The organism is Ramlibacter sp. AN1133 (assembly GCF_037890035.1).
Classification (GTDB): Bacteria; Pseudomonadota; Gammaproteobacteria; order Burkholderiales; family Burkholderiaceae_C; genus Ramlibacter.
This window is the reverse complement of sequence record NZ_JBBKTQ010000013.1, coordinates 92546-112673: the sequence shown is the minus strand read 5'-3', so window position 1 is coordinate 112673 and position 20128 is coordinate 92546. Positions and strand designations below refer to the sequence as shown.

Here is a 20128-nt window from a genome sequence, read left to right as displayed (position 1 = left end):
AGGCACAATGTAACGATGAGCAAAATCGAAGGCGTCGGGAGACAGCGCCGCGACAACACGGACAGCGACAGCGATTCCGATCGCGACATGCTGGCCACCCAGCCGACGGTGTTCGCCCCCGGGGAGGACCGGCTGTCGATGAAGGAGCTGCGCGCGCTCGCGCCGCAGGACGAGGCCGGGCGCAACCGCTCGATGGGCCTCTCGGAGGCGTTGATCATGATGGTCGACGACGAGATGCTGAACATCGAGATGACCGAGGCCTTCCTGGCCGATGCCGGCTACCGCCATTTCGTGCACACCGACCAGCCCGAGCGCGCGGTGCCCATGATGCGCAAGGAGCCGCCGGGCGTGCTGCTGCTGGACCTGAGCATGCCCAAGGTCAGCGGCCTCGACATCCTCGCGGCGATGCGCGAAGACAGCGTGCTGCGCCACGTGCCGGCCATCGTGCTCACGAGCAGCACCGACGCGCAGGTCAAGCTCAAGGCGCTGGCGCTCGGCGCGATGGACTTCCTGTCCAAGCCGGTGGACCCGAGCGAGCTGGCCCTGCGCATCCGCAACACGCTGGCCGCCAGCGCCTACCGCGAGTACCTGGGCCAGCATGACGGCCTGACCGGCCTGCCGAACAAGCAGCGCTATCGCAAGGACCTGGCCTCGGTGCTGGACGAGGCGCTCGCCAGCGACCATCCCGGCGCGCTGATCCACGTCGGCGTCGACAATTTGGGCCGCATCAACGACGCCCTCGGCCGCGGCGTGGGCGACCAGCTGCTGCAGCGGGTGGCCAAGCGCCTGGCCAGCTGCGTGCAGACCGAGCACGGCGGCGAGCTCAGCTCGGAGCAGCACAACCCGAGCCTCTACCGCTTCGACGGCGACGAGTTCGCCATCATCGTGCCGTACATGGAGGGCGTGCCGAGCGCCGCCTTCATCAACAAACTGCTGGAGGACTCCACGGTGAGCTTCCAGCGCTCGGGCTTTCCCGAGCTGTTCGTCACCTGCAGCGTCGGCGTGTCGGTGTTCCCGAACGACGGCAGCGAACCCGACGTGCTGATGCGCAACGCGGGCCTGGCGCTGCGCCATGCCAAGCTCGCGGGCCCGCACCGCTACGAATTCTTCTCGCCGCAGTTCAAGGACCTGGCGCTGAGCCGCCTGGACCTGAGCGCCGGACTGCGCCACGCGGTCAGCCGCGACGAGATCGAACTGCTGTACGAACCGCGCGTGGAACTGGCCAGCGGCCGCGTCGTGGCCGGCGAGGCTTTGCTGCGCTGGAAGCACCCCTCGGGCCGCATCATCGAAGGCGACGAGCTGATGGACCTGGCCGGCAGCTCCGAGATGGACGTGGTGCTGACCGAATGGCTCTTCGAGCTGCTGATGAAGCACATGAAGAACTGGCGAAGCGCGGGGCTGCAGGCGGTGCCCATCGCGGTCAAGGTCTCGCTGGCCAACATGCGGCCGAGCGACCTCGTGCACCTGGTGAACGCGGCGCTCGCGAACGGCGTGGACGCGCGCCAGCTCTCGCTGGAGCTGCAGCAGGTCTCGGCGCTGGACAACCTGCCGGCCAAGGAGGCCACGGCCATCGCGGGGCTGCGCAAGAAGGGCGTGCGCATCGCGCTGGGCCGCTTCGGGGCGAGCGCATCGATCTCGCACCTGCGCCAGCTGCCCTGCGACGAGATCATGCCGGATGCCTCCTTCGTGCGCGACGTGGAGCGCGATGCGACGGTGCAGGCGATGCTGCTCGGGATCGCCGACATCGCGCGGCGGCTCAGGCTGTCCTGCGTGGCCTGCGGCGTGGAGACGGCGCAACAGCTTGCCTTCCTGAAGAAGAACGGCTTCGAGCAGGCCCAGGGCCGCCATCTGGGCGAGCCTGTCACTGGGCTGGTGTTCGCCGCGAAGTGGTTGACGCGCGGCGGGCGCCCCGTGCGCATTTCGACCCCAGGCGATCTTTCCTGAGCTTCGTCAACTGCGCGCTCTGCTCTTCGTAGTGGAATCCACCGAGAGGCAGCCTGCGCACCAGCGGCGTAGACTGGAAGAGGCCCATGAAACGGGCCGTGCAGTCCAGGAGGGTTCTTGCAACCGACCAACATCGCCAATCCGGCGTATTTCCACAAGGTGGTGGATTGCCAGTGGGCTTGTCCCGCGCACACCCCCGTCCCCGAATACATCCGACTGATCGCGCAGGGCCGCTACGGCGACGCCTACATGATCAACTGGGTGTCCAACGTCTTCCCCGGCATCCTCGGTCGCACCTGCGACCGTCCGTGCGAACCGGCCTGCCGGCGCGGGCGCGTGGAGAAGAGCAACGCCGGTGAGCCCGAGCCGGTGGCGATCTGCCGGCTCAAGCGCGTCGCCGCGGACCTCAAGGAGGACGTGAAGAAGCGCATGCCGCAGCCGGCGCCGAAGCGCAACGGCAAGCGCATCGCCTGCGTCGGCGCGGGCCCGGCCTCGCTGACCGTCGCCCGCGACCTCGCGCCGCTGGGCTACGAAGTGACCGTGTTCGACGGCGAGCCCAAGCCCGGCGGCTTCATGCGTACGCAGATCCCGCGCTTTCGCCTGCCCGAATCGGTGATCGACGAGGAGATGGGCTACGTGCTCGAACTCGGCGCCCGCTTCGTGGGCGGCCAGCGCATCGACTCCATGAAGGCGCTGATGGCGCAGGGCTACGACGCCATCTTCGTCGGCTGCGGCGCGCCGCGCGGGCGCGACCTCGAGATCCCCGGCCGCAAGGAGGCCGCCGCCAACATCCACATCGGCATCGACTGGCTCGCCTCGGTGTCCTTCGGCCACATCACCACGGTGGGCAAGCGCGTGATCGTGCTGGGCGGCGGCAACACCGCGATGGACTGCTGCCGCTCCGCCCGCCGCATGGGCGGCACCGACGTGAAGGTGATCGTGCGCAGCGGCTTCGAGGAGATGAAGGCCTCGCCGTGGGAGAAGGAGGATGCCATGCACGAAGGCATCCCCATCATCAACATGCACGTGCCGCTCGCCTTCGTGCACGAGCACGGCCGCCTCACCGGCATGCTGTTCGAGATCGTGCGCGCCGAGTACGACGACAAGGGCCGCCGCAGCCTGGTGCCCACTGGCGAGCCGAATGCCTTCTTCGCCTGCGACGAGGTGCTGATCGCCGTCGGCCAGGAGAACGCCTTCCCCTGGATCGAGCGGGATTCCGGGCTCGAATTCGACAAGTGGGGCCTGCCCGTCCTGGACAAGGTGACCTTCCAGTCCACCGTGCGCAACGTGTTCTTCGGCGGCGACGCGGCCCTGGGGCCGAAGAACATCATCACCGCGGTGGCGCACGGGCACGAGGCGGCGGTGTCGATCGACCTGCTGCTGAGTGGCCAGGACCCGCACGCGCGGCCGTCGCCGCTGACCAACCTGATGTCCCAGAAGATGGGCATCCACGAGTGGAGCTACGACAACGAGACCTCCCTGGACATCCGCTTCAAGGTGCCATGGGCGCAGGCGGAGAAGGCGCTGGCCAGCATCCGGGTGGAGGTGGAACTGGGCTTCGACGCCAAGACGGCGTTCAAGGAAGCGCAGCGCTGCCTGAACTGCGACGTGCAGACCGTGTTCAACCAGAGCGCCTGCATCGAGTGCGACGCCTGCGTGGACATCTGCCCGATGGACTGCATCACCTTCACGCCCGACGGCGCGGAGCCCGAAGTGCGCCAGCGCCTGAAGGCGCCGGCCCTGAACCTGGCGCAGGACCTGTACGTGTCCGGCCACCTGAAGACGGGACGGGTGATGGTGAAGGACGAAGACGTGTGCCTGCACTGCGGCCTGTGCGCCGAGCGCTGCCCGACGGGCGCGTGGGACATGCAGAAGTTCATGTTCAAGAACGCGCTGGCGGGCAGCAGCCGCCGCGAAGCGAGCAAGCAGCAGGAGGTGGCGGCATGAACCGCATCGAAGCCGTCAACGACTTCGTCGTCAAGTTCGCGAACGTGAATGGCTCGGGCTCCGCCTCGGCCAACGAGCTGTTCGCCAAGTCCATCCTGCGCATGGGCGTGCCCGTGAGCCCGCGCAACATCTTCCCGAGCAACATCCAGGGCCTGCCCACCTGGTACGAGGTGCGCGTCACCGAGAAGGGCTGGCTGGGCCGGCGCGGCGGCGTGGACATGCTGGTCGCGATGAACCCGCAGACCTGGGACGCCGACGTGGCGGAGCTCTCGCCCGGCGGCTACCTGTTCTACGACAACACGCGGCCGCTGCCGCCGTCGAAGTTCCGCGACGACGTGCACGTGATCGGCATGCCGCTCACGGAAATCTGCAACGCCGTCTACGACGATCCGCGCCAGCGCCAGCTGTTCAAGAACATCGTCTACGTGGGCGCGCTGTCGGTGCTGCTGGAGATCGACGCCAAGGAGATCGAGAAGCTGTTCGGCGAGCAGTACCGCGGCAAGGAAAAGCTGCTCGCTTCCAACGTGCAGGCGCTGCACCTCGGGCGCGAGTTCGCCGAGGAGCACCTGCAGTACCCGCTGGGCATCCGCGTGCGCCGGTCCAACCGCGTGGGCAACCGCATCTTCGTGGACGGCAACAGCGCCTGCGCGCTGGGCGCGGTGTACGGCGGCGCCTCGGTGATGGCCTGGTACCCGATCACGCCTTCGTCGTCGGTGGCCGAAGCCTTCCAGAAATACTGCAGCAAGCTGCGCGTCGACAAGGACACGGGCCAGAACAACTACGCGATCGTGCAGGCCGAGGACGAACTCGCCTCGATCGGCATGGTGGTGGGCGCGGGCTGGAACGGCGCGCGCGCGTACACGGCGACGTCGGGCCCGGGCGTATCGCTGATGACCGAATTCATCGGCCTGGCGCAGTTCGCCGAGATCCCGGTGACCATCGTCAACGTGCAGCGCGGCGGCCCCTCCACCGGCATGCCCACGCGCACGCAGCAGGCCGACATCCTGTGCTGCGCCTACGCCTCGCACGGCGACACCAAGCACGTGCTGCTGCTGCCGGAAGACCCGCACGAGTGCTTCGAGCACACGGCCAAGGCGCTGGACCTGGCCGACCGCCTGCAGACGCCGGTGTTCGTGATGACCGACCTCGACATCGGCATGAACCAGCGCCTGTGCAATCCCTTCGAATGGGAAGAGGGCAAGGAGTACGACCGCGGCAAGGTCATGACCTACGAGGAGCTCGAAGCCGGCAAGGACTTCGGCCGCTACAAGGACGTCGACGGTGACGGCATCCCCTGGCGCACGCTGCCCGGCACGCACCCCACCAAGGGCTCGTACTTCACCCGGGGCACCACGCGCGACCCGTACGCCCGCTACTCGGAGCGCGGACCCGACTACGTCTACAACATGGAGCGGCTGGTCCTCAAGTTCAAGACTGCGGCCACGCTGGTGCCGCAGCCGGTGGTCCGGCGCGCGGTCAGCAACACGAAGCTGGGCGTGATCTTCTATGGCTCGACCAGCCCCGCGATGAACGAGGCGCTCGAAGTGCTCGCCGGCCAGGGCATCCACGTCGACTCGATGCGCCTGCGCGCCTTCCCGTTCCCCGACAGCGTGGCGGACTTCATCGCCAGGCACGACAAGGTGTTCGTGGTCGAACAGAACCGCGACGGCCAGATGCGCTCGCTGCTGGTCAACGAACTCGAGGTCGATCCCGCCCGGCTGGTGAAGGTGGTGCACTACGACGGCACTCCGATCACCGCCCGCTTCATCACCCAGGCCATCACCGCGCAAGTGCAGGACAAGAGGGAGAAAGTGGCATGACCTATATCGCGAAGCCGCCGCTTCACCATCCGTCGCTGGAGAAGAACCGCGTCGGCTACACGCGCCGCGATTACGAGGGCAAGATCTCCACGCTGTGCGCCGGCTGCGGCCACGACTCGATCTCCGCCGCGATCATCCAGGCCTGCTGGGAACTCGACATCGAACCGCACCGGGTGGCCAAGCTGTCCGGCATCGGCTGCAGCTCCAAGACGCCCGACTACTTCCTGGGCGCCTCGCACGGCTTCAACACGGTGCACGGGCGCATGCCTTCGGTGCTGACCGGCGCCAACCTCGCCAATCGCGAACTGCTGTACCTCGGCGTCTCCGGCGACGGCGACTCCGCGTCCATCGGCCTGGGCCAGTTCGCCCACGCCATGCGGCGCGGCGTGCGCATGGCCTACATCGTCGAGAACAACGGCGTCTACGGCCTCACCAAGGGCCAGTTCTCCGCCACTGCCGACGCGGGCTCCAAGAGCAAGAAGGGCGTGATCAACAGCGACAGCCCGGTCGACCTGGTGGGCATGGCCCTGCAGCTCGGCGCGACCTACGTGGCGCGCAGCTTCTCGGGCAACAAGGCGCAGCTGGTGCCGCTGATCAAGGGCGCGATGTCCCACGGTGGTGCGGCGTTCATCGACGTGATCAGCCCCTGCGTGGCCTTCAACAACCACCCGGGCAGCACCCGCAGCTACGACTACGTGCGCGAGCACAACGAGGCGGTGAGCCGCATCGACTTCATCACGCCGCGCAGCGAGATCACCGCCGAGGCGGCCCCGGGCGAAGCGGTGGACGTGCGCCAGCACGACGGCACGCTGCTGCGCCTGCGCAGCCTGCACAAGGACTACGACCCGACCGACCGGCGCCGGGCGATGGCCTTCATGCAGGAGCATCAGGTGCGCGGCGAGATTGTCACCGGGCTGCTCTATGTTGACCCTCTGGCGACCGACCTGCACACGGCGCTGAACACGACGGCGCGTCCGCTCAACACGCTGGAAGCGCCGCACCTGTGTCCGGGCGTTTCGGCGCTCGAAAAGATCAACGCGTCATTGCGCTGAAACCGACTTCCCCGTAAAAAGGGGGACCAGCACTGACAAGGAAAAGGGGGTCGCCATGGCCGAACGTACCGTCTTCCAGTCGATCCCGAAGCGGGTCATCCTGAGCCTCCAGCCGCAGGCCAGCGTGTGGGAGGCGGCCTGCGCCATGACGCGGGCCAACTTCAGCAGCGTGCTGGTGATGGAGCCGCCCGACAAGCTGCTGGGCATCGTGACCGAGCGCGACCTCACCACCCGCGTGCTGGCGCGCGCGCTCGACCCGAAGCAGACCACGCTCGCCCAGGTGATGACGTCCAACCCGCTGTGCGTGACGCCGACGACCAAGGTCTCGGACGCCGTGCTGATGATGATCGAACGGGGCTTCCGCCACCTGCCGATCATCGGGCCCGAGCACAAGGTGATGGGCGTCTTCTCGGTGCGCGACGCGCTGCCGCGCGAAGTCGACGCGGCGCTGTCGCAGACCGAGTTCAACGAGCAGGTGAACGACGCGCTGGGTTGAACGCGTTCCATCGCTGGGGTTCGCGCGCTGGCGCGGCTCACCGCCAGCCTACGGGAAGCACGCGTCGGGCAGGCTGGAGGTGAGCGCCGCAGGCCGAACCCCGGCGCTCCAGCCTCAGAACGTCGTCGTGACGGTCAGGCGCGCCGACCGCGGCGCGCCCACGGTGATGTTGTTGTCCCCATCCGCCGTCGGGTAGTACTTCCTGTCCGCCAGGTTTTCCACGTTGAGCGCCACCCGCGTCCTGCCGCCCGCGAAGGTGTAGTACACCGCGCCATCGGCACGCGTGAACGCCGGCAGCTTCACCGCATTGCTGATCGAGGCGAACGATTCGCCCTGGTGGACGAGCCCCAGCGCCGCGGCCCAGCCGGCGCCGATCTCCCAGCGGTTCCACAGCGACAGCGTGTTGCGCGGCACCAGCGCGATGCGCCGCCCCACGGGGATCGCGGCGGCGTTCGCGTCCGTGCCCGTGTTGAGCGCCTTCCTCACCTTCGCGTCGAGCTGCGCATAGCCGCCGTACACCTGCCAGCGCGGCGTGACCTGGCCCTGCAGCCCGAGCTCCATGCCCTGGGTGCGCTGCTGCCCGGTCTTGAGGAACAGGCCGCTGCCGGCGGGGTCCCTGGCCCGCACGTCGTCCTTGTCGAGGCGGAACGCGGCGGCCGACAGCGTCAGCCGCGGCAGCACGTCCCAGCGCGCGCCGATCTCGTAGTTGGTGGATTTCTCCGGCGCGAGGTCCGCGGTGCTGGTGGCCAGTCCGAGCTGCTCGCCCGAGGGCAGGAAGGCGTAGCCGTAGCTCACGTAGTACGTGGAGCGCGCATCGGGCGTCCAGGTCAGCCCCAGGCGAGGGCTGAACGCGCGGTCGGTGCGCTGCAGGTCGGTGGGCGTGAGGGTGGTGCGGCGATCGTCGAAATCGACCTTGAACACGTCGTAGCGCAGGCCGGCCAGCAGCTTCCACGCGGACGTGAGCGCGAGCTGGTCCTGCGCATAGAGGCCCAGGATGTCGGACTTCACGCGGTTGTTGGCGTCGGTGCCGCGGAAGTCGAAGCCGGTGGCGGTGGCGACCGGGTTGCTCGCGGGAACGCCGTTGATCGTGCCCACGGTGCTGCCGAAGAGGCCGCTGCGGCGCTCGTTGCGGCTGTCCTGGTGCCCGAGCTCCAGGCCGGCGAGCAGCGTGTGGTCCATCCCGCCCGCCTTCAGCTTCGCCGTGAGGTCGGTCTGGTTGAAGACGTTGGTGCGGTCGTTGGCGTTGTTGTACGCGGAGATCCCCATCGTGCCCGCCGCGTTCACCGCGCTGCCCGGGAACACGTTCTGGTAGAACTTGTCGTAGCGGGTGGCGCGGAAGGTGTTGCGCAGGGCCAGGCCGCGGCCCAGGTCGTGGTCCAGGATGGAGTAGAGCGAATCCACCGTGCTGCGCGCGTGGCTCTGGTCCGCGTTGCCGAAGAAGCTGCCGCGGCCCGTGTCGAAGGGCAGGCCGTTGCGCGAGGGGATGCCGCGGTCGGCGGTGCGCTCGTCCTCGGTGTGCTCCAGGCCCAGCGTGACGGCGGTGGCGGCGCCGGCGGCCCAGGTCACCACGGGGTTGATCGCGGCACGCCGCAGGTCCACCCCGTGGCGGAAGCTGTCGGCGTGTTCGGCCATCGCATCGAGGCGCCAGGCGAGCGTGTCGCTCGCCTTGTTGCCGATGTCCACCGTGCCGCGCGCCTGGCCGAAGCTGCCCGCGGTGAGGCTGGCTTCGGCAATGCGGCCGAACACGGGTTTCTTCGTCACGCGGTTCACCACGCCGCCCGCGCCGCCGCGGCCGAACGCCATGCCGCCGGGGCCCTTGAGCACCTCGACGCGCTCGAGGTTGTAGACGTCGCGGAACACCTGCGCGTCGTCGCGCACGCCGTCGACGAAGAAGTCCGCCGTGGTGCTGTTGCCGCGCAGCACGACCTGGTCGCGGTTGCCTTCGCCCTGGTGCACGGTGGCGCCGGGCACGTAGCGCAGCACGTCGTCCATGCCGCGCATGGCCTGGTCCTTCATCAGGTCGGCGGGCACCACGGTGATGGAGGCGGGCACCTCCTTCAGGGGCGTGTCGGTCCTGGTGAAGGTGGAGGAACGCCTGGCGCGGTAGCCCTGCACGGGGCCGTCGGCGCGTTCGGGTTGGGCCTGGACTTCGACCTCCCGCAGCGTCGTTTCGGCGAAGGAAAGGGCGGGGAGGGCGGCGAGAACCGCGACGAGGCAAGGCTGCAGCCGGAAGGCACGCACCATGAGGAAGCTCCTGGATGGTTGCGGCTGGCTGGAGGGATGAACCGGGTCTGGCTCGCCGAGGGTGGACGATGAATGAGGTCGCCAGTATCGTCTGGATGAGAATAATTCGCAACTGGAAAGTGAAGTTGCGTTGCCGGTGGGCGGCGCGGGACGTAGGCTGGCGGTGACGCGCGACAGCGCCGGAACCCCAGCGCTTCGCGCATCGCTGGGGTTCGCGCGCTGCGCGGCTCACCACCAGCCTACGAATGCCGCGCGTTCCCGGATCGGAGGCTAAGCCCCCCGCTTGGCCCGCGCGCGCGCCAGTGCCGCCTCGATCACCGCCTTCTTGCGCGCGAGCTCCTCGCCCTCGGCCCCATGCGTGAGCGCCGGCAGGTCGGCCAGCTTGGCGCGGGCCTTCTCCTCCAGGCGCACGGCGTGGTCCCGCGCCTCGCGCTCCTTGCGCACCTTGCGCTCTTCGTAGCGCGCCAGCGCCTGCCGCGCCTCGGAGTCCGACCACGCCTGCCAGCCGGTGCGCTCGCCGCTGGCGTTCTCCAGTGCGATGCAGTCGACCGGGCACACCGGCACGCACAGCTCGCAGCCGGTGCAGTAGCGCTCGATCACGGTGTGCATGCGCTTGTTGCCGCCCAGGATCGCATCGGTGGGGCAGGCATCGAGGCACAGGGTGCAGCCGATGCACCAGTCCTCGTCGATGACGGCGACGGTGCGCGGAGCTTCCACGCCGTTGGCGGGATTGAGCGGCAGCACGGGCCGGCCGGTGATGGCGGCCAGGCGCGCAATTCCTTGCGCGCCGCCGGGCGGGCACTGGTTGATCTGCGCCTCGCCCGCCGCGACGGCCTCGGCGTATCCGGCGCAATCCGGGTAGCCGCAGCGGGTGCACTGCGTCTGGGGCAGCGCGGCGTGCAGCCGCGCCGCCAGCGGCGTCACTTGCCCGCGGCGCGCTTGCGGCTCGAAGCGCGCGGCGCGGTGGTGCGTGCCTCGCCCGTGCTGCGGCGCGCGGCGGCCACGGCCTGGCGCGCCGGCGCCTTGCGGGCCGGCATCGGCGCGATGTCGTGGAAGCGGGCGATGAAGTCGCGCACCTGCGGGTACACGGCGTCGCGCCAGCGGCGGCCGCTGAAGATGCCGTAGTGGCCCGCACCCTTGACCTCCAGATGCTTCTGGCGGTCCTTGGGCACGTTGAAGCAGAGCGCGTGCGCGGCCTCCGTCTGGCCGGAGCCGGAGATGTCGTCCAGCTCGCCCTCGATGGTGAAGTGCGCGGTGGTCGTGATGTCCTCCGGGCGCACGCGTTCCAGCTCGCCCTCGGGGCTGGCCACGTCCCAGGTGCCGTTGACGAGGCGGAATTCCTGGAACACGACGCGGATCGTGTCGAGGTAGTAGTCCGCGTCCATGTCGAGGACGGCGTTGTACTCGTCGTAGAACTGCCGGTGCGCCTCGGCGGAGGTGTCGTCGCCCGCGATCAGGTGCTTGAAGTAGTCGTAGTGGCTGGAGAGGTGCCGGTCCGGGTTCATCGCGACGAAGCCGGAGTGCTGCAGGAAGCCCGGGTACACGCGCCGGCCCTCGCCCGGGAAGCCTGGGGGCACGCGGTAGATCACGTTGCTCTCGAACCAGTTGTGGCTCTTGTTCATCGCCAGGTTGTTCACCGCGGTGGGCGACTTGCGGGCGTCGATGGGGCCGCCCATCATGGTCATCGTCAGCGGCGTGAGTTCGCCGCGCGTGGCCATCAGGGACACGGCCGCGAGCACCGGCACCGTGGGCTGGCACACGCTGATCACGTGGCAGTTGCCGTAGCGCGCCTGCAGGTGCCGGATGAACTCCTGCACGTAGTTGACGTAGTCGTCGAGATGGAACCGGCCCTCGGACAGCGGCACCATGCGCGCGTTGCGCCAGTCGGTGATGTACACCTTGTGGTCGCGCAGCATGGAGCGCACCGTGTCGCGCAGCAGGGTGGCGTAGTGGCCGGACAGCGGCGCCACGATCAGCACCGCGGGCTGCCCGTGCAGCGTTTCCAGCGTGTGCGGATGGTCGGAGAAGCGCTTGAAGCGGCGCAGCTCGCAGAACGGCTTGTTGATCTCGATGCGTTCCTGCACGGCGATGTCGACGCCGTCGATGTCGAGCGTCGTGATGCCGAATTCCGGCTTCTCGTAGTCCTTGCCCAGCCGGTACATCAGGTCGAAACCGGCGGAAATGCGCTGCGCGAACGGGTGTTGCCCGAACGGGGAAAGCGGGTTGCTGTACAGCTTGGAAGCCGCCAGCGCGAAATCGGCGAAGGGCTCCATGAGCGAGCGCTGCGCCTCGTAGATCTGGTAGAGCATGGGGGCTCCGGGGGTTTGTTGCACTGCAATATACCAGCCGCGACCCCACGCTGCCTGACGCCGGGCCAAGGATGAGTCAGGAAGCGGCCCGTTCGTCGAAAAGGTAAGGAAATCTTTCACGGCGCCGGCGGAGTGCCGGGCTGCCGAGCCTAGATCGCCTGCATCACCGAGGGCCCGACGGCATGCTGCTCTACAGGCGTGTCGCCGACGATGCCCAGCATGGCGCGCGCCACCGCCTCGGCCACCTCGATGCCGTCGACCCCCGCCGACATGATCCCGCCCGCGTAGCCCGCGCCTTCCCCGGCCGGGTAGAGCCCGCGCACGTTCAGGCTCTCGTACTGCCGGTTGCGCGTGATGCGCAGCGGCGAGGAGGTGCGCGTCTCCACGCCGGTGAGCACGGCGTCGCGCATGGCGAAGCCGGCGATCTGGCGGTCGAAGGCAGGAATGGCCTCGCGGATCGCATCCAGCACGTAGGCCGGCAGGCTTTCGCGCCCCGGCTGCGCCAGGTCCGTCAGGTGCACGCCCGGCTGGTAAGAGGGCAGCACCTTGCCCATGACGCTGCTGGCCTGCTTCTTCACGAAGTCGCCCACCAGCTGCCCCGGCGCGCGGTAGCCGCCTTCGCCCAGCTCGTAGGCGCGCGATTCCCAGAAGCGCTGGAAGCGCATGCCATCGAGCGGGTTCACGGGCCCCTCGGCCAGGCCGTCCTGCCGGTAGTCCTGCGGCGAGATGCCGACCACGATGCCGGCGTTCGCATTGCGCTCGTTGCGCGAATACTGGCTCATGCCGTTGGTCACGACGCGCTCGGGCTCGGAAGTCGCCGCCACCACCGTGCCGCCCGGGCACATGCAGAAGCTGTAGACGCCGCGCCCGTTCTTCGCGTGGTGCACCAGCTTGTAGTCGGCCGCGCCCAGGATGGGGTTGCCCGCGTTGGGCCCGAAGCGGGCGCGGTCGATCACGCCCTGCGGATGCTCGATGCGAAAGCCCACCGAGAAGGGCTTGGCCTCCATGAACACGCCGCGTTGGTGCAGCATCGCGAAGGTGTCGCGCGCGCTGTGGCCCAGGGCGAGCACCACGTGGTCCGCGCGCAGCTGCTCGCCCGAGGCGAGCGTCACGCCGCGCAGGTGCAGGCCCGCGCCATCGGGCTCGATCAGCACGTCCGTCACCTGCTGGCCGAAGCGGATCTCGCCGCCGAGCGCCACGATCTCGGCGCGCATCTTCTCCACCATGCCCACCAGCCGGAAGGTGCCGATGTGCGGCTTGGCGACGAACAGGATCTCTTCCGGCGCGCCGGCCTTCACGAATTCCGCGAGCACCTTGCGCGTGAGGTGGCGCGGATCGCTGATCTGGCTCCACAGCTTGCCGTCGCTGAAGGTGCCGGCGCCGCCTTCGCCGAACTGCACGTTCGAATCCGGGTTCAGCACGCCGCGGCGCCACAGGCCCCAGGTGTCCTGGGTGCGCTGGCGCACTTCCTTGCCGCGCTCCAGCACGATCGGCCGCAGGCCCATCTGCGCCAGCAGCAGCGCCGCGAAGATGCCGCAGGGGCCGAAGCCCACCACGATCGGGCGCGGCCGCTCCTGCGCCCGGAAGTCCGCCGGCGCGTGGCCGACGAAGCGGTACGTCGTGTCCGGCGCGGATCGCACGTGCGGGTCGCCCTGGTGCGCCGCCAGCACCGCGGCCTCGTCGCGCAGTTCGCAGTCCACCGTGTAGATCAGGACGATCGCGCTCTTCCTGCGCGCATCCCAGGCGCGCCGGAACACGTTGAACGAGAGCAGGTCGGCGTCGGCGATCCCGAGCCGCCGCGCGACGGCGGGACGCAGGGCGTCCTCGGCGTGGTCCAGGGGCAGGCGAAGCTCGGTGATTCTCAGCATGGGGGTGGCCTGAATGCAAAACGCCGCCCTCGGGCGGCGCGCTGCAGGCGGATGGCGATCAGCCGCCCTTGTGCGGGCGCTTGCCCGGGTTCTTCTTGCTGCGGGTGTGCGAGCCGCGCTCGAGGCTGACCTTCTGGCCGCGGCCGGTCGGGGTCAGCGTGACGCCCTTGGGGGCGGCGGGCCGGGGGGTGGCGCGGCGATCCGCTTCGGTGATGATCTTGTTGCCCATGACTGCTCCGTCGGGTGGTGGGTTGGGGAAAGGAACCGGCGATTATCCCTCAGGCCGCGGCCGGGGGGCCCGCGAGCCACTGCAACACCCCTTGCGCGGCCGTCCGGCCGGTCGCGAAGCACGCCGTCAGCAGGTAGCCGCCCGTGGGCGCTTCCCAGTCCAGCATCTCGCCGGCGCAGAACACGCCGGGCAGGGCGCGCAGCATGCCGTGGCCGTCCAGCGCTTCGAAGCGGATGCCGCCGGCCGTGCTGATCGCCTCTTCGACCGGCCGCGGCCGCGCCAGGGGAATGGGCAGGGCCTTGAGCGCCTGCGCGAGCCGTGCCGGGTCGTGCAGTTGCTCCGGGGTCAGCAGTTCGTGCAGCAGCGCCATCTTCAGGCCCTGGAGGCCGAGCCGGCTTTTGAGGTGCGTGGACAGGCTGCGCGGCCCGCGCGGCCGGCTCGTTTCGGCCAGCACCTGCGCGGCGGTGTGCTGCGGCAGCAGGTCGACGAGGAAAGTCGCCTGGCCGTCGCGCGCGATCTGCTCGCGCAAGGGCGCGCTGAACGCGTAGACCAGGCTGCCTTCGATCCCGGTCTCGGTGACGACGAACTCACCCTGCAGGTAGGCTGGGGTGACGTCAGGAACCCCAGCGATGCGCGAAGCGCTGGGGTTCGCCTGCGGGCTCACCGCCAGCCTACCGGCACCGGCACCGGCACCGGCACCGGCACCGCCACCGGCACCGGCACCGGCACCGGCACCGGCACCGGCACCGGCACCGGAGCCGGAACCGGAACCGGAACCGGAACCGGAACCGGAGCCGGAACCGGAACCGGGCACGCCGACCGCCGCGGCGACCGTCTTCACCGGCTGGCCCGCGAAGCGCTGCCGCAGGTGATCGCTCCAGCCGGCGCGCCCGGGGCCGGTCGGCACCACGTCGAAGCCGCAGTTGGAGGGCTGCAAGGGCGCGATGTCCACGCCGCGCTGCTGCAGCAACGCGACCCAGGCGCCGTTGGATCCCAGCCGCGGCCAGCTTGCGCCGCCCAGCGCCAGCACGGTCGCCGCCGCGGCGTGCACGACCTCGCCCTCCGGCGTGGCAAAGCGCAGGGCGCCATCCCCGGTCCAGCCCGTCCAGCGATGGCGCGCATGCAGCCGCACCCCCATGCCGCGCAGGCGGTGCAGCCAGGCGCGCAGCAGCGGCGCGGCCTTCATGTCCTGCGGAAAGACGCGGCCGGAGGTGCCGACGAAGGTGGGGATGCCGAGGCCCTCGGCCCAGGCGCGCACGGCGGGACCGTCGAAGGCTTCGACCGCCGCGCGCAGGTCGTCGCTGCGCTCGCCGTAGCGGGCGAGCAGCTTCGGTGTCGGCTCGGAATGGGTGAGGTTCAGGCCGCCGCGGCCGGCCAGCAGGAACTTGCGGCCGACCGAGGGCATGGCGTCGAACAGGTCGACGGCGACGCCGCCCTGCGCGAGCACTTCGGCGGCCATCAGGCCCGCCGGCCCGCCGCCGATCACGGCGACGCGGGCGGGCGAAGCGGGGTCGCTACTGGACGACCTTGGCAATGCACTCGACCACGTAATCGATGTTCTTGCTGTTCAGGGCCGCCACGCAGATGCGGCCGCTGTCGATGCCGTACACGCCGAACTCGTTGCGCAGGCGCAGCATCTGGTCCTTCGTCAGGCCCGAGTAGCTGAACATGCCGACCTGCTGCGCGATGAAGCTGAAATCGCGCTTGACGCCGGCAGCCTTGAGCTTGTCGACGATCGCCACGCGCATCTGCTTGATGCGCACGCGCATGGCGGCGAGTTCCTCTTCCCACAGGGCGCGCAGTTCGGGCGTGTTGAGGATCGTGGCCGCGACCTGGCCGCCGTGCGTGGGCGGGTTGCTGTAGTTGGTGCGGATCACGATCTTCAGCTGCGACAGCACCCGCGTGGCTTCGTCCTTGTCGTGGCACAGCACGGACAGGGCGCCCACCCGCTCGCCGTACAGGCTCAGGCTCTTGGAAAACGAGGTGGAGACGAAGAAGTCCTCGCCCGAGGCCACGAACTTCTGCACCGCCAGGCCGTCTTCGGCGATGCCCTGGGCGAAGCCCTGGTAGGCCATGTCGAGGAAGGCGACCAGCTTGCGGGCCTTGACGGCGGCGACCACCTGGTCCCATTGCGCGGGCGTGAGGTCGTAGCCGGTGGGGTTGTGGCAGCAGGCGTGCAGCACGACGACCGTGCCGGCCTCGGCGGTGCCCAGGGCCGTCAGCATGCCGTCGAAGTTGATGCCGCGCTTGTCCGCGTCGTAATACGGGTAGGTTTCGACCGTGAAGCCGGCGTCGCGGAAGATGCCGCGGTGGTTTTCCCAGCTCGGGTCGCTGATCAGGACCTTGGCCTGCGGGTTCAGCTTGTGCAGGAAGTCGGCGCCGATCTTCAGGCCGCCGGTGCCGCCCAGGGCCTGCACGGTGGCCACGCGGCCGGCCTTGACGACCTCCGAATCGGCCCCAAATACCAGGCTCTTGATCGCGGCGTCATAGGCCGCGATGCCATCGATCGGCAGGTAGCCTCGGGCGGCATGCGCCGCCATCATCTTCTCTTCCGCCTTCTGGACGCACTGCAGCAGCGGCAGCTTGCCGTTGTCGTCGTAGTACACGCCCACGCCGAGGTTCACCTTCTTCGGGTTGGGGTCGGCGACGAACTGCTCGGTCAGGCCCAGGATCGGGTCACGGGGCGCCATTTCGACGGCGGTGAAGAGAGACATGGGGTTCCTTGGGATGCGGTGGCAAAGACGCCCGGCCTGTTGTACGCTGGCCGGCTGCCCGCAATTTTAAGGGGTCGTCCCCGGAATAACCCGAATGAGTGCAATCCCCCAGACCGAAGAGGCCCAGCAGCAGGAGAAAAAGGGCACGTTCCTGACGTTCCCGGACTCGCCCTTCGAGCTGTACCAGCCGTATCCGCCCGCGGGCGACCAGCCCGAGGCGATCGAGAAGCTGGTCGAAGGCGTGCAGGACGGCGAGGTCTTCCAGACCCTCCTGGGCGTGACCGGCTCCGGCAAGACCTTCACCATGGCCAACGTGATCGCCCGCCTCGGGCGGCCGGCCATCGTGTTCGCCCCCAACAAGACGCTGGCGGCGCAGCTCTATAGCGAGTTCCGCGAATTCTTCCCGCACAACGCGGTGGAGTACTTCGTGAGCTACTACGACTACTACCAGCCCGAAGCGTACGTGCCGCAGCGCGACCTGTTCATCGAGAAGGACAGCTCGATCAACGAGCACATCGAGCAGATGCGCCTGTCGGCCACCAAGAGCGTGCTGGAGCGGCGCGACACGGTGATCGTGGCCACGGTGAGCGCGATCTACGGCATCGGCGCCCCCGAGGACTACACCCAGATGCGCTTCATCATGCGGGTGGGCGACAAGATCGGCCAGCGCGACGTGATCTCGCAGCTGATTCGCATGCAGTACAACCGCAACGAGCAGGATTTCGCGCGCGGTACCTTCCGCGTGCGCGGCGACACGATCGACATCTTCCCGGCCGAACACTCGGAGCTCGCCATCCGCATCGAGCTGTTCGACGACGAGATCGAAACGCTGCAGCTGTTCGACCCGCTCACCGGCCGCATCCGGCAGAAGGTGCCGCGCTTCACGGTCTACCCCTCCAGCCACTACGTGACGCCGCGCGAGAAAGTGGTCTCGGCGGTCGAATCGATCAAGCTGGAGCTGGAAGAGCGCGTGAAGTACTTCGTGGGCGAGGGCAAGCTGGTGGAGGCCCAGCGCCTGGAGCAGCGCACCCGCTTCGACCTGGAGATGCTCGCCGAGCTGGGGCACTGCAAGGGCATCGAGAACTACACCCGGCACCTGTCCGGGGCGCCCCCGGGCGCGCCGCCGTCCACCCTGACGGACTACCTGCCCAAGGACGCCCTGATGTTCCTGGACGAGAGCCACCAGATGATCGGCCAGCTCAATGGCATGTACGCCGGCGACCGCGCGCGCAAGGAAACGCTGGTGGCGTACGGCTTCCGGCTGCCCTCGGCGATGGACAACCGGCCGCTGAAGTTCGCGGAATTCGAGGCGCGCATGCGCCAGGTGATCTTCGTCTCGGCCACGCCGGCGGACTACGAGAAGACCCATGCCGGCCAGGTGGTGGAGCAGCTCGTGCGCCCCACCGGCCTGATCGACCCCGAGGTGGAAGTGCGGCCCGCAACCCACCAGGTCGACGACGTGCTGCAGGAGATCCGCCTGCGCGTGGAGAAGAACGAACGGGTGCTGATCACCACGCTGACCAAGCGTATGGCCGAACAGCTGACCGACTACCTGGCCGACAACGGCGTGAAGGTGCGCTACCTGCACAGCGACATCGACACGGTGGAGCGGGTCGAGATCCTGCGCGACCTGCGCCTGGGCCAGTTCGACGTGCTGGTGGGCATCAACCTGCTGCGCGAGGGCCTGGACATCCCCGAGGTGTCGCTGGTGGCCATCCTGGACGCCGACAAGGAAGGCTTCCTGCGTGCCGAGCGCTCGCTGATCCAGACGATCGGCCGCGCCGCCCGCAACCTGAACGGCAAGGCCATCCTCTATGCCGACCGGATGACCGATTCGATGGCCAGGGCGATCGGCGAGACGGAACGCCGGCGTGCCCGGCAGGTCACCTACAACCTGGAGCACGGCATCACGCCGCGCAGCATCCGCAAGCAGATCCGCGACCTGATCGACGGCGTCTACAGCGAGAAGGCGAGCAAGGAGCAGGAGAAGCAGGAACTGCAGCGCGCCATGGTGGAGGACATGTCCGAGAAGGACATCTCCAAGCGCATCAAGCAGTTGGAAAAGCAGATGCTGGAGCATGCCCGCAACCTCGAATTCGAGAAGGCCGCGCGCGTGCGCGACCAGCTGGCGGCGCTCAAGGAGCAGGCGTTCGGGGCGGTGGTGCACGACAACGTCGTGCCGATCCAGGTGGGCAAGAAAGGGTGACCGGCGCGGCACAGGTGAAAATCCCTCCATGCCGACCGTCTTCCGCGTCCTCTTCGTCTGCATGGGCAACATCTGCCGCAGCCCCACCGCCGAGGGCGTCTTCCGCCACATGGTGCGCGACGCCGGCCTGCAGGACCGCATCCGCACCGACTCGGCCGGCACGCACGACTACCACGTCGGCTCGCCGCCGGACGAGCGCAGCGCCCACCATGCCTCGCTGCGCGGCTACGACCTGACGGACCTGCGGGCCCGCCAGGTGCAGGAGCTGGATTTCGAGCGGTTCGACCTGATCTGCGCCATGGACTGGGAGAACCTGCGCCTGCTCGAGGAAGACTGCCCGCCGCAGCACCGCCACAAGCTCAAGCGCCTGATGGAATTCGCGCCGGAAGGGCTGGCCGATGTGGTGGCCGATCCGTACTACGGCGGCGACCGAGGCTTCGAAACGGTTCTCGACCACGTCGAGGCGGCGTGTGTAGGACTGCTCCAACACATCCGCTGCAAGCCCAATCTCCAAGAGGGTTGATGCAGCGCAAAAAGACCGGAGTACCCGAGCCCGGAGCCGGGGCTTCTGGTATACTTGACGGAAACAGTCAGGAACCCAGGATATTCAGAAAACAGCCGGCCCACGTAGGCCGGTCGAGGGCCGGCATTTGCAACACAGCCGGAACCATGGGTGGAGACGGCCTTGCCAGCGGGCGCTGGCAAGGTACGGCAAGCAAGCCAGCAGGAAGGAGCTAGCGATGCGTCTCACTACCAAAGGCCGCTTTGCGGTCACCGCAATGATCGATCTGGCGCTGCGCCAGAACAACGGTCCCGTCACCCTGGCGGCGATCAGCCAGCGGCAGCAGATCTCGCTGTCCTACCTGGAGCAGTTGTTCGGCAAGCTGCGCCGGCACGAGCTGGTGGAATCCACCCGCGGGCCGGGGGGCGGCTACACGCTCGGCCGCAAGGCGGCGGAGATCACGGTCGCGGACATCATCGTCTCGGTCGACGAGCCGATCGACGCCACCCAGTGCGGCGGCAAGGAAAACTGCCATGGCGACGGCGGCCGCTGCATGACGCACGAGCTGTGGTCGGCGCTCAACCAGCGCATGGTGGAATTCCTCGACTCGGTCACGCTGCAGAAGCTGGTCGACGACCAGCTCGCCAAGGGCATGCAGATCGAGGACAAGCCGGCCACCAAGCGCGCGATCTCCAGCGCGCCCGTGGTCAAGCCCATCCGCGTGAACGCTCCGAACTCGGTGTTCGCGCTGGGGAATTCCTTCGCCAAGCAATAAGAACAGCACGACGGATCCAGAC

At 68.7% G+C, this 20128-nt stretch carries 15 protein-coding genes; 8 read left to right on the top strand and 7 right to left on the bottom strand.

What is annotated here, in order from left to right; translation table 11 throughout:
* Positions 1–15: 15 nt before the first annotated feature.
* From WG923_RS18725 to WG923_RS18705, 5 genes are all read left to right on the top strand, one after another.
* Positions 16–1944: a putative bifunctional diguanylate cyclase/phosphodiesterase gene (locus tag WG923_RS18725; protein ID WP_340352502.1), complete on the top strand. Its 1929-nt coding sequence runs from the start codon at positions 16–18 to the stop codon at positions 1942–1944.
* A 117-nt stretch (positions 1945–2061) separates the two neighbouring features.
* On the top strand, positions 2062–3891 hold the full coding sequence (locus tag WG923_RS18720; RefSeq protein WP_340352501.1) for an FAD-dependent oxidoreductase: 1830 nt from the start codon (positions 2062–2064) through the stop codon (positions 3889–3891).
* Complete coding sequence (locus tag WG923_RS18715; RefSeq protein ID WP_340352500.1) at positions 3888–5711, top strand: 2-oxoacid:acceptor oxidoreductase subunit alpha; 1824 nt, start codon at positions 3888–3890, stop codon at positions 5709–5711. Before WG923_RS18720 ends, WG923_RS18715 begins: the two co-directional genes overlap by 4 nt.
* Entirely contained in the window at positions 5708–6763 is a 1056-nt protein-coding gene (locus WG923_RS18710; RefSeq protein ID WP_340352499.1) for a 2-oxoacid:ferredoxin oxidoreductase subunit beta, read from the top strand. The genes WG923_RS18715 and WG923_RS18710 overlap by 4 nt, the downstream gene beginning before the upstream one ends.
* A gap of 55 nt (positions 6764–6818) precedes the next feature.
* Positions 6819–7259, top strand: a complete 441-nt coding sequence (locus WG923_RS18705; RefSeq protein ID WP_340352498.1) for a CBS domain-containing protein — start codon at positions 6819–6821, stop codon at positions 7257–7259.
* Positions 7260–7373: 114 nt separating this feature from the next.
* On the opposite strand, the gene WG923_RS18700 is transcribed toward WG923_RS18705, so the two are convergent.
* The 7 genes from WG923_RS18700 to WG923_RS18670 form a co-directional block, all read right to left on the bottom strand.
* Complete coding sequence (locus tag WG923_RS18700; RefSeq protein ID WP_340352497.1) at positions 7374–9503, bottom strand: TonB-dependent receptor; 2130 nt, start codon at positions 9501–9503, stop codon at positions 7374–7376.
* 270 nt (positions 9504–9773) lie between these two features.
* Positions 9774–10427 (bottom strand): electron transport complex subunit RsxB, encoded by a 654-nt coding sequence (rsxB, locus tag WG923_RS18695; protein WP_340352496.1) that lies wholly within the window; start codon positions 10425–10427, stop codon positions 9774–9776.
* On the bottom strand, positions 10424–11812 hold the full coding sequence (locus WG923_RS18690) for a polyhydroxyalkanoate depolymerase (protein ID WP_340352495.1): 1389 nt from the start codon (positions 11810–11812) through the stop codon (positions 10424–10426). Before WG923_RS18690 ends, rsxB begins: the two co-directional genes overlap by 4 nt.
* Positions 11813–11961: 149 nt before the next feature.
* Complete coding sequence (locus WG923_RS18685; protein ID WP_340352494.1) at positions 11962–13680, bottom strand: NAD(P)/FAD-dependent oxidoreductase; 1719 nt, start codon at positions 13678–13680, stop codon at positions 11962–11964.
* 58 nt (positions 13681–13738) lie between these two features.
* Positions 13739–13909, bottom strand: a complete 171-nt coding sequence (locus WG923_RS18680; protein ID WP_340352493.1) for a hypothetical protein — start codon at positions 13907–13909, stop codon at positions 13739–13741.
* A 49-nt stretch (positions 13910–13958) separates the two neighbouring features.
* The gene (locus tag WG923_RS18675) at positions 13959–15443 is read right to left on the bottom strand and encodes a TIGR03862 family flavoprotein (RefSeq protein ID WP_340352492.1); all 1485 of its coding nucleotides are present in this window, start codon (positions 15441–15443) and stop codon (positions 13959–13961) included.
* Positions 15424–16623, bottom strand: coding sequence for an amino acid aminotransferase (locus WG923_RS18670; protein WP_340352491.1), 1200 nt, complete (start codon positions 16621–16623; stop codon positions 15424–15426). The genes WG923_RS18675 and WG923_RS18670 overlap by 20 nt, the downstream gene beginning before the upstream one ends.
* A gap of 94 nt (positions 16624–16717) precedes the next feature.
* On the opposite strand from WG923_RS18670, the gene uvrB reads away from it, so the two are divergent.
* From uvrB to iscR, 3 genes are all read left to right on the top strand, one after another.
* The gene (gene uvrB / locus WG923_RS18665) at positions 16718–18829 is read left to right on the top strand and encodes an excinuclease ABC subunit UvrB (RefSeq protein WP_340352490.1); all 2112 of its coding nucleotides are present in this window, start codon (positions 16718–16720) and stop codon (positions 18827–18829) included.
* Between the two features lie 28 nt (positions 18830–18857).
* Entirely contained in the window at positions 18858–19352 is a 495-nt protein-coding gene (locus WG923_RS18660; RefSeq protein ID WP_340352489.1) for a low molecular weight protein-tyrosine-phosphatase, read from the top strand.
* Between the two features lie 217 nt (positions 19353–19569).
* Positions 19570–20106: a Fe-S cluster assembly transcriptional regulator IscR gene (gene iscR, locus WG923_RS18655; protein WP_340352488.1), complete on the top strand. Its 537-nt coding sequence runs from the start codon at positions 19570–19572 to the stop codon at positions 20104–20106.
* Positions 20107–20128 lie beyond the last annotated feature (22 nt).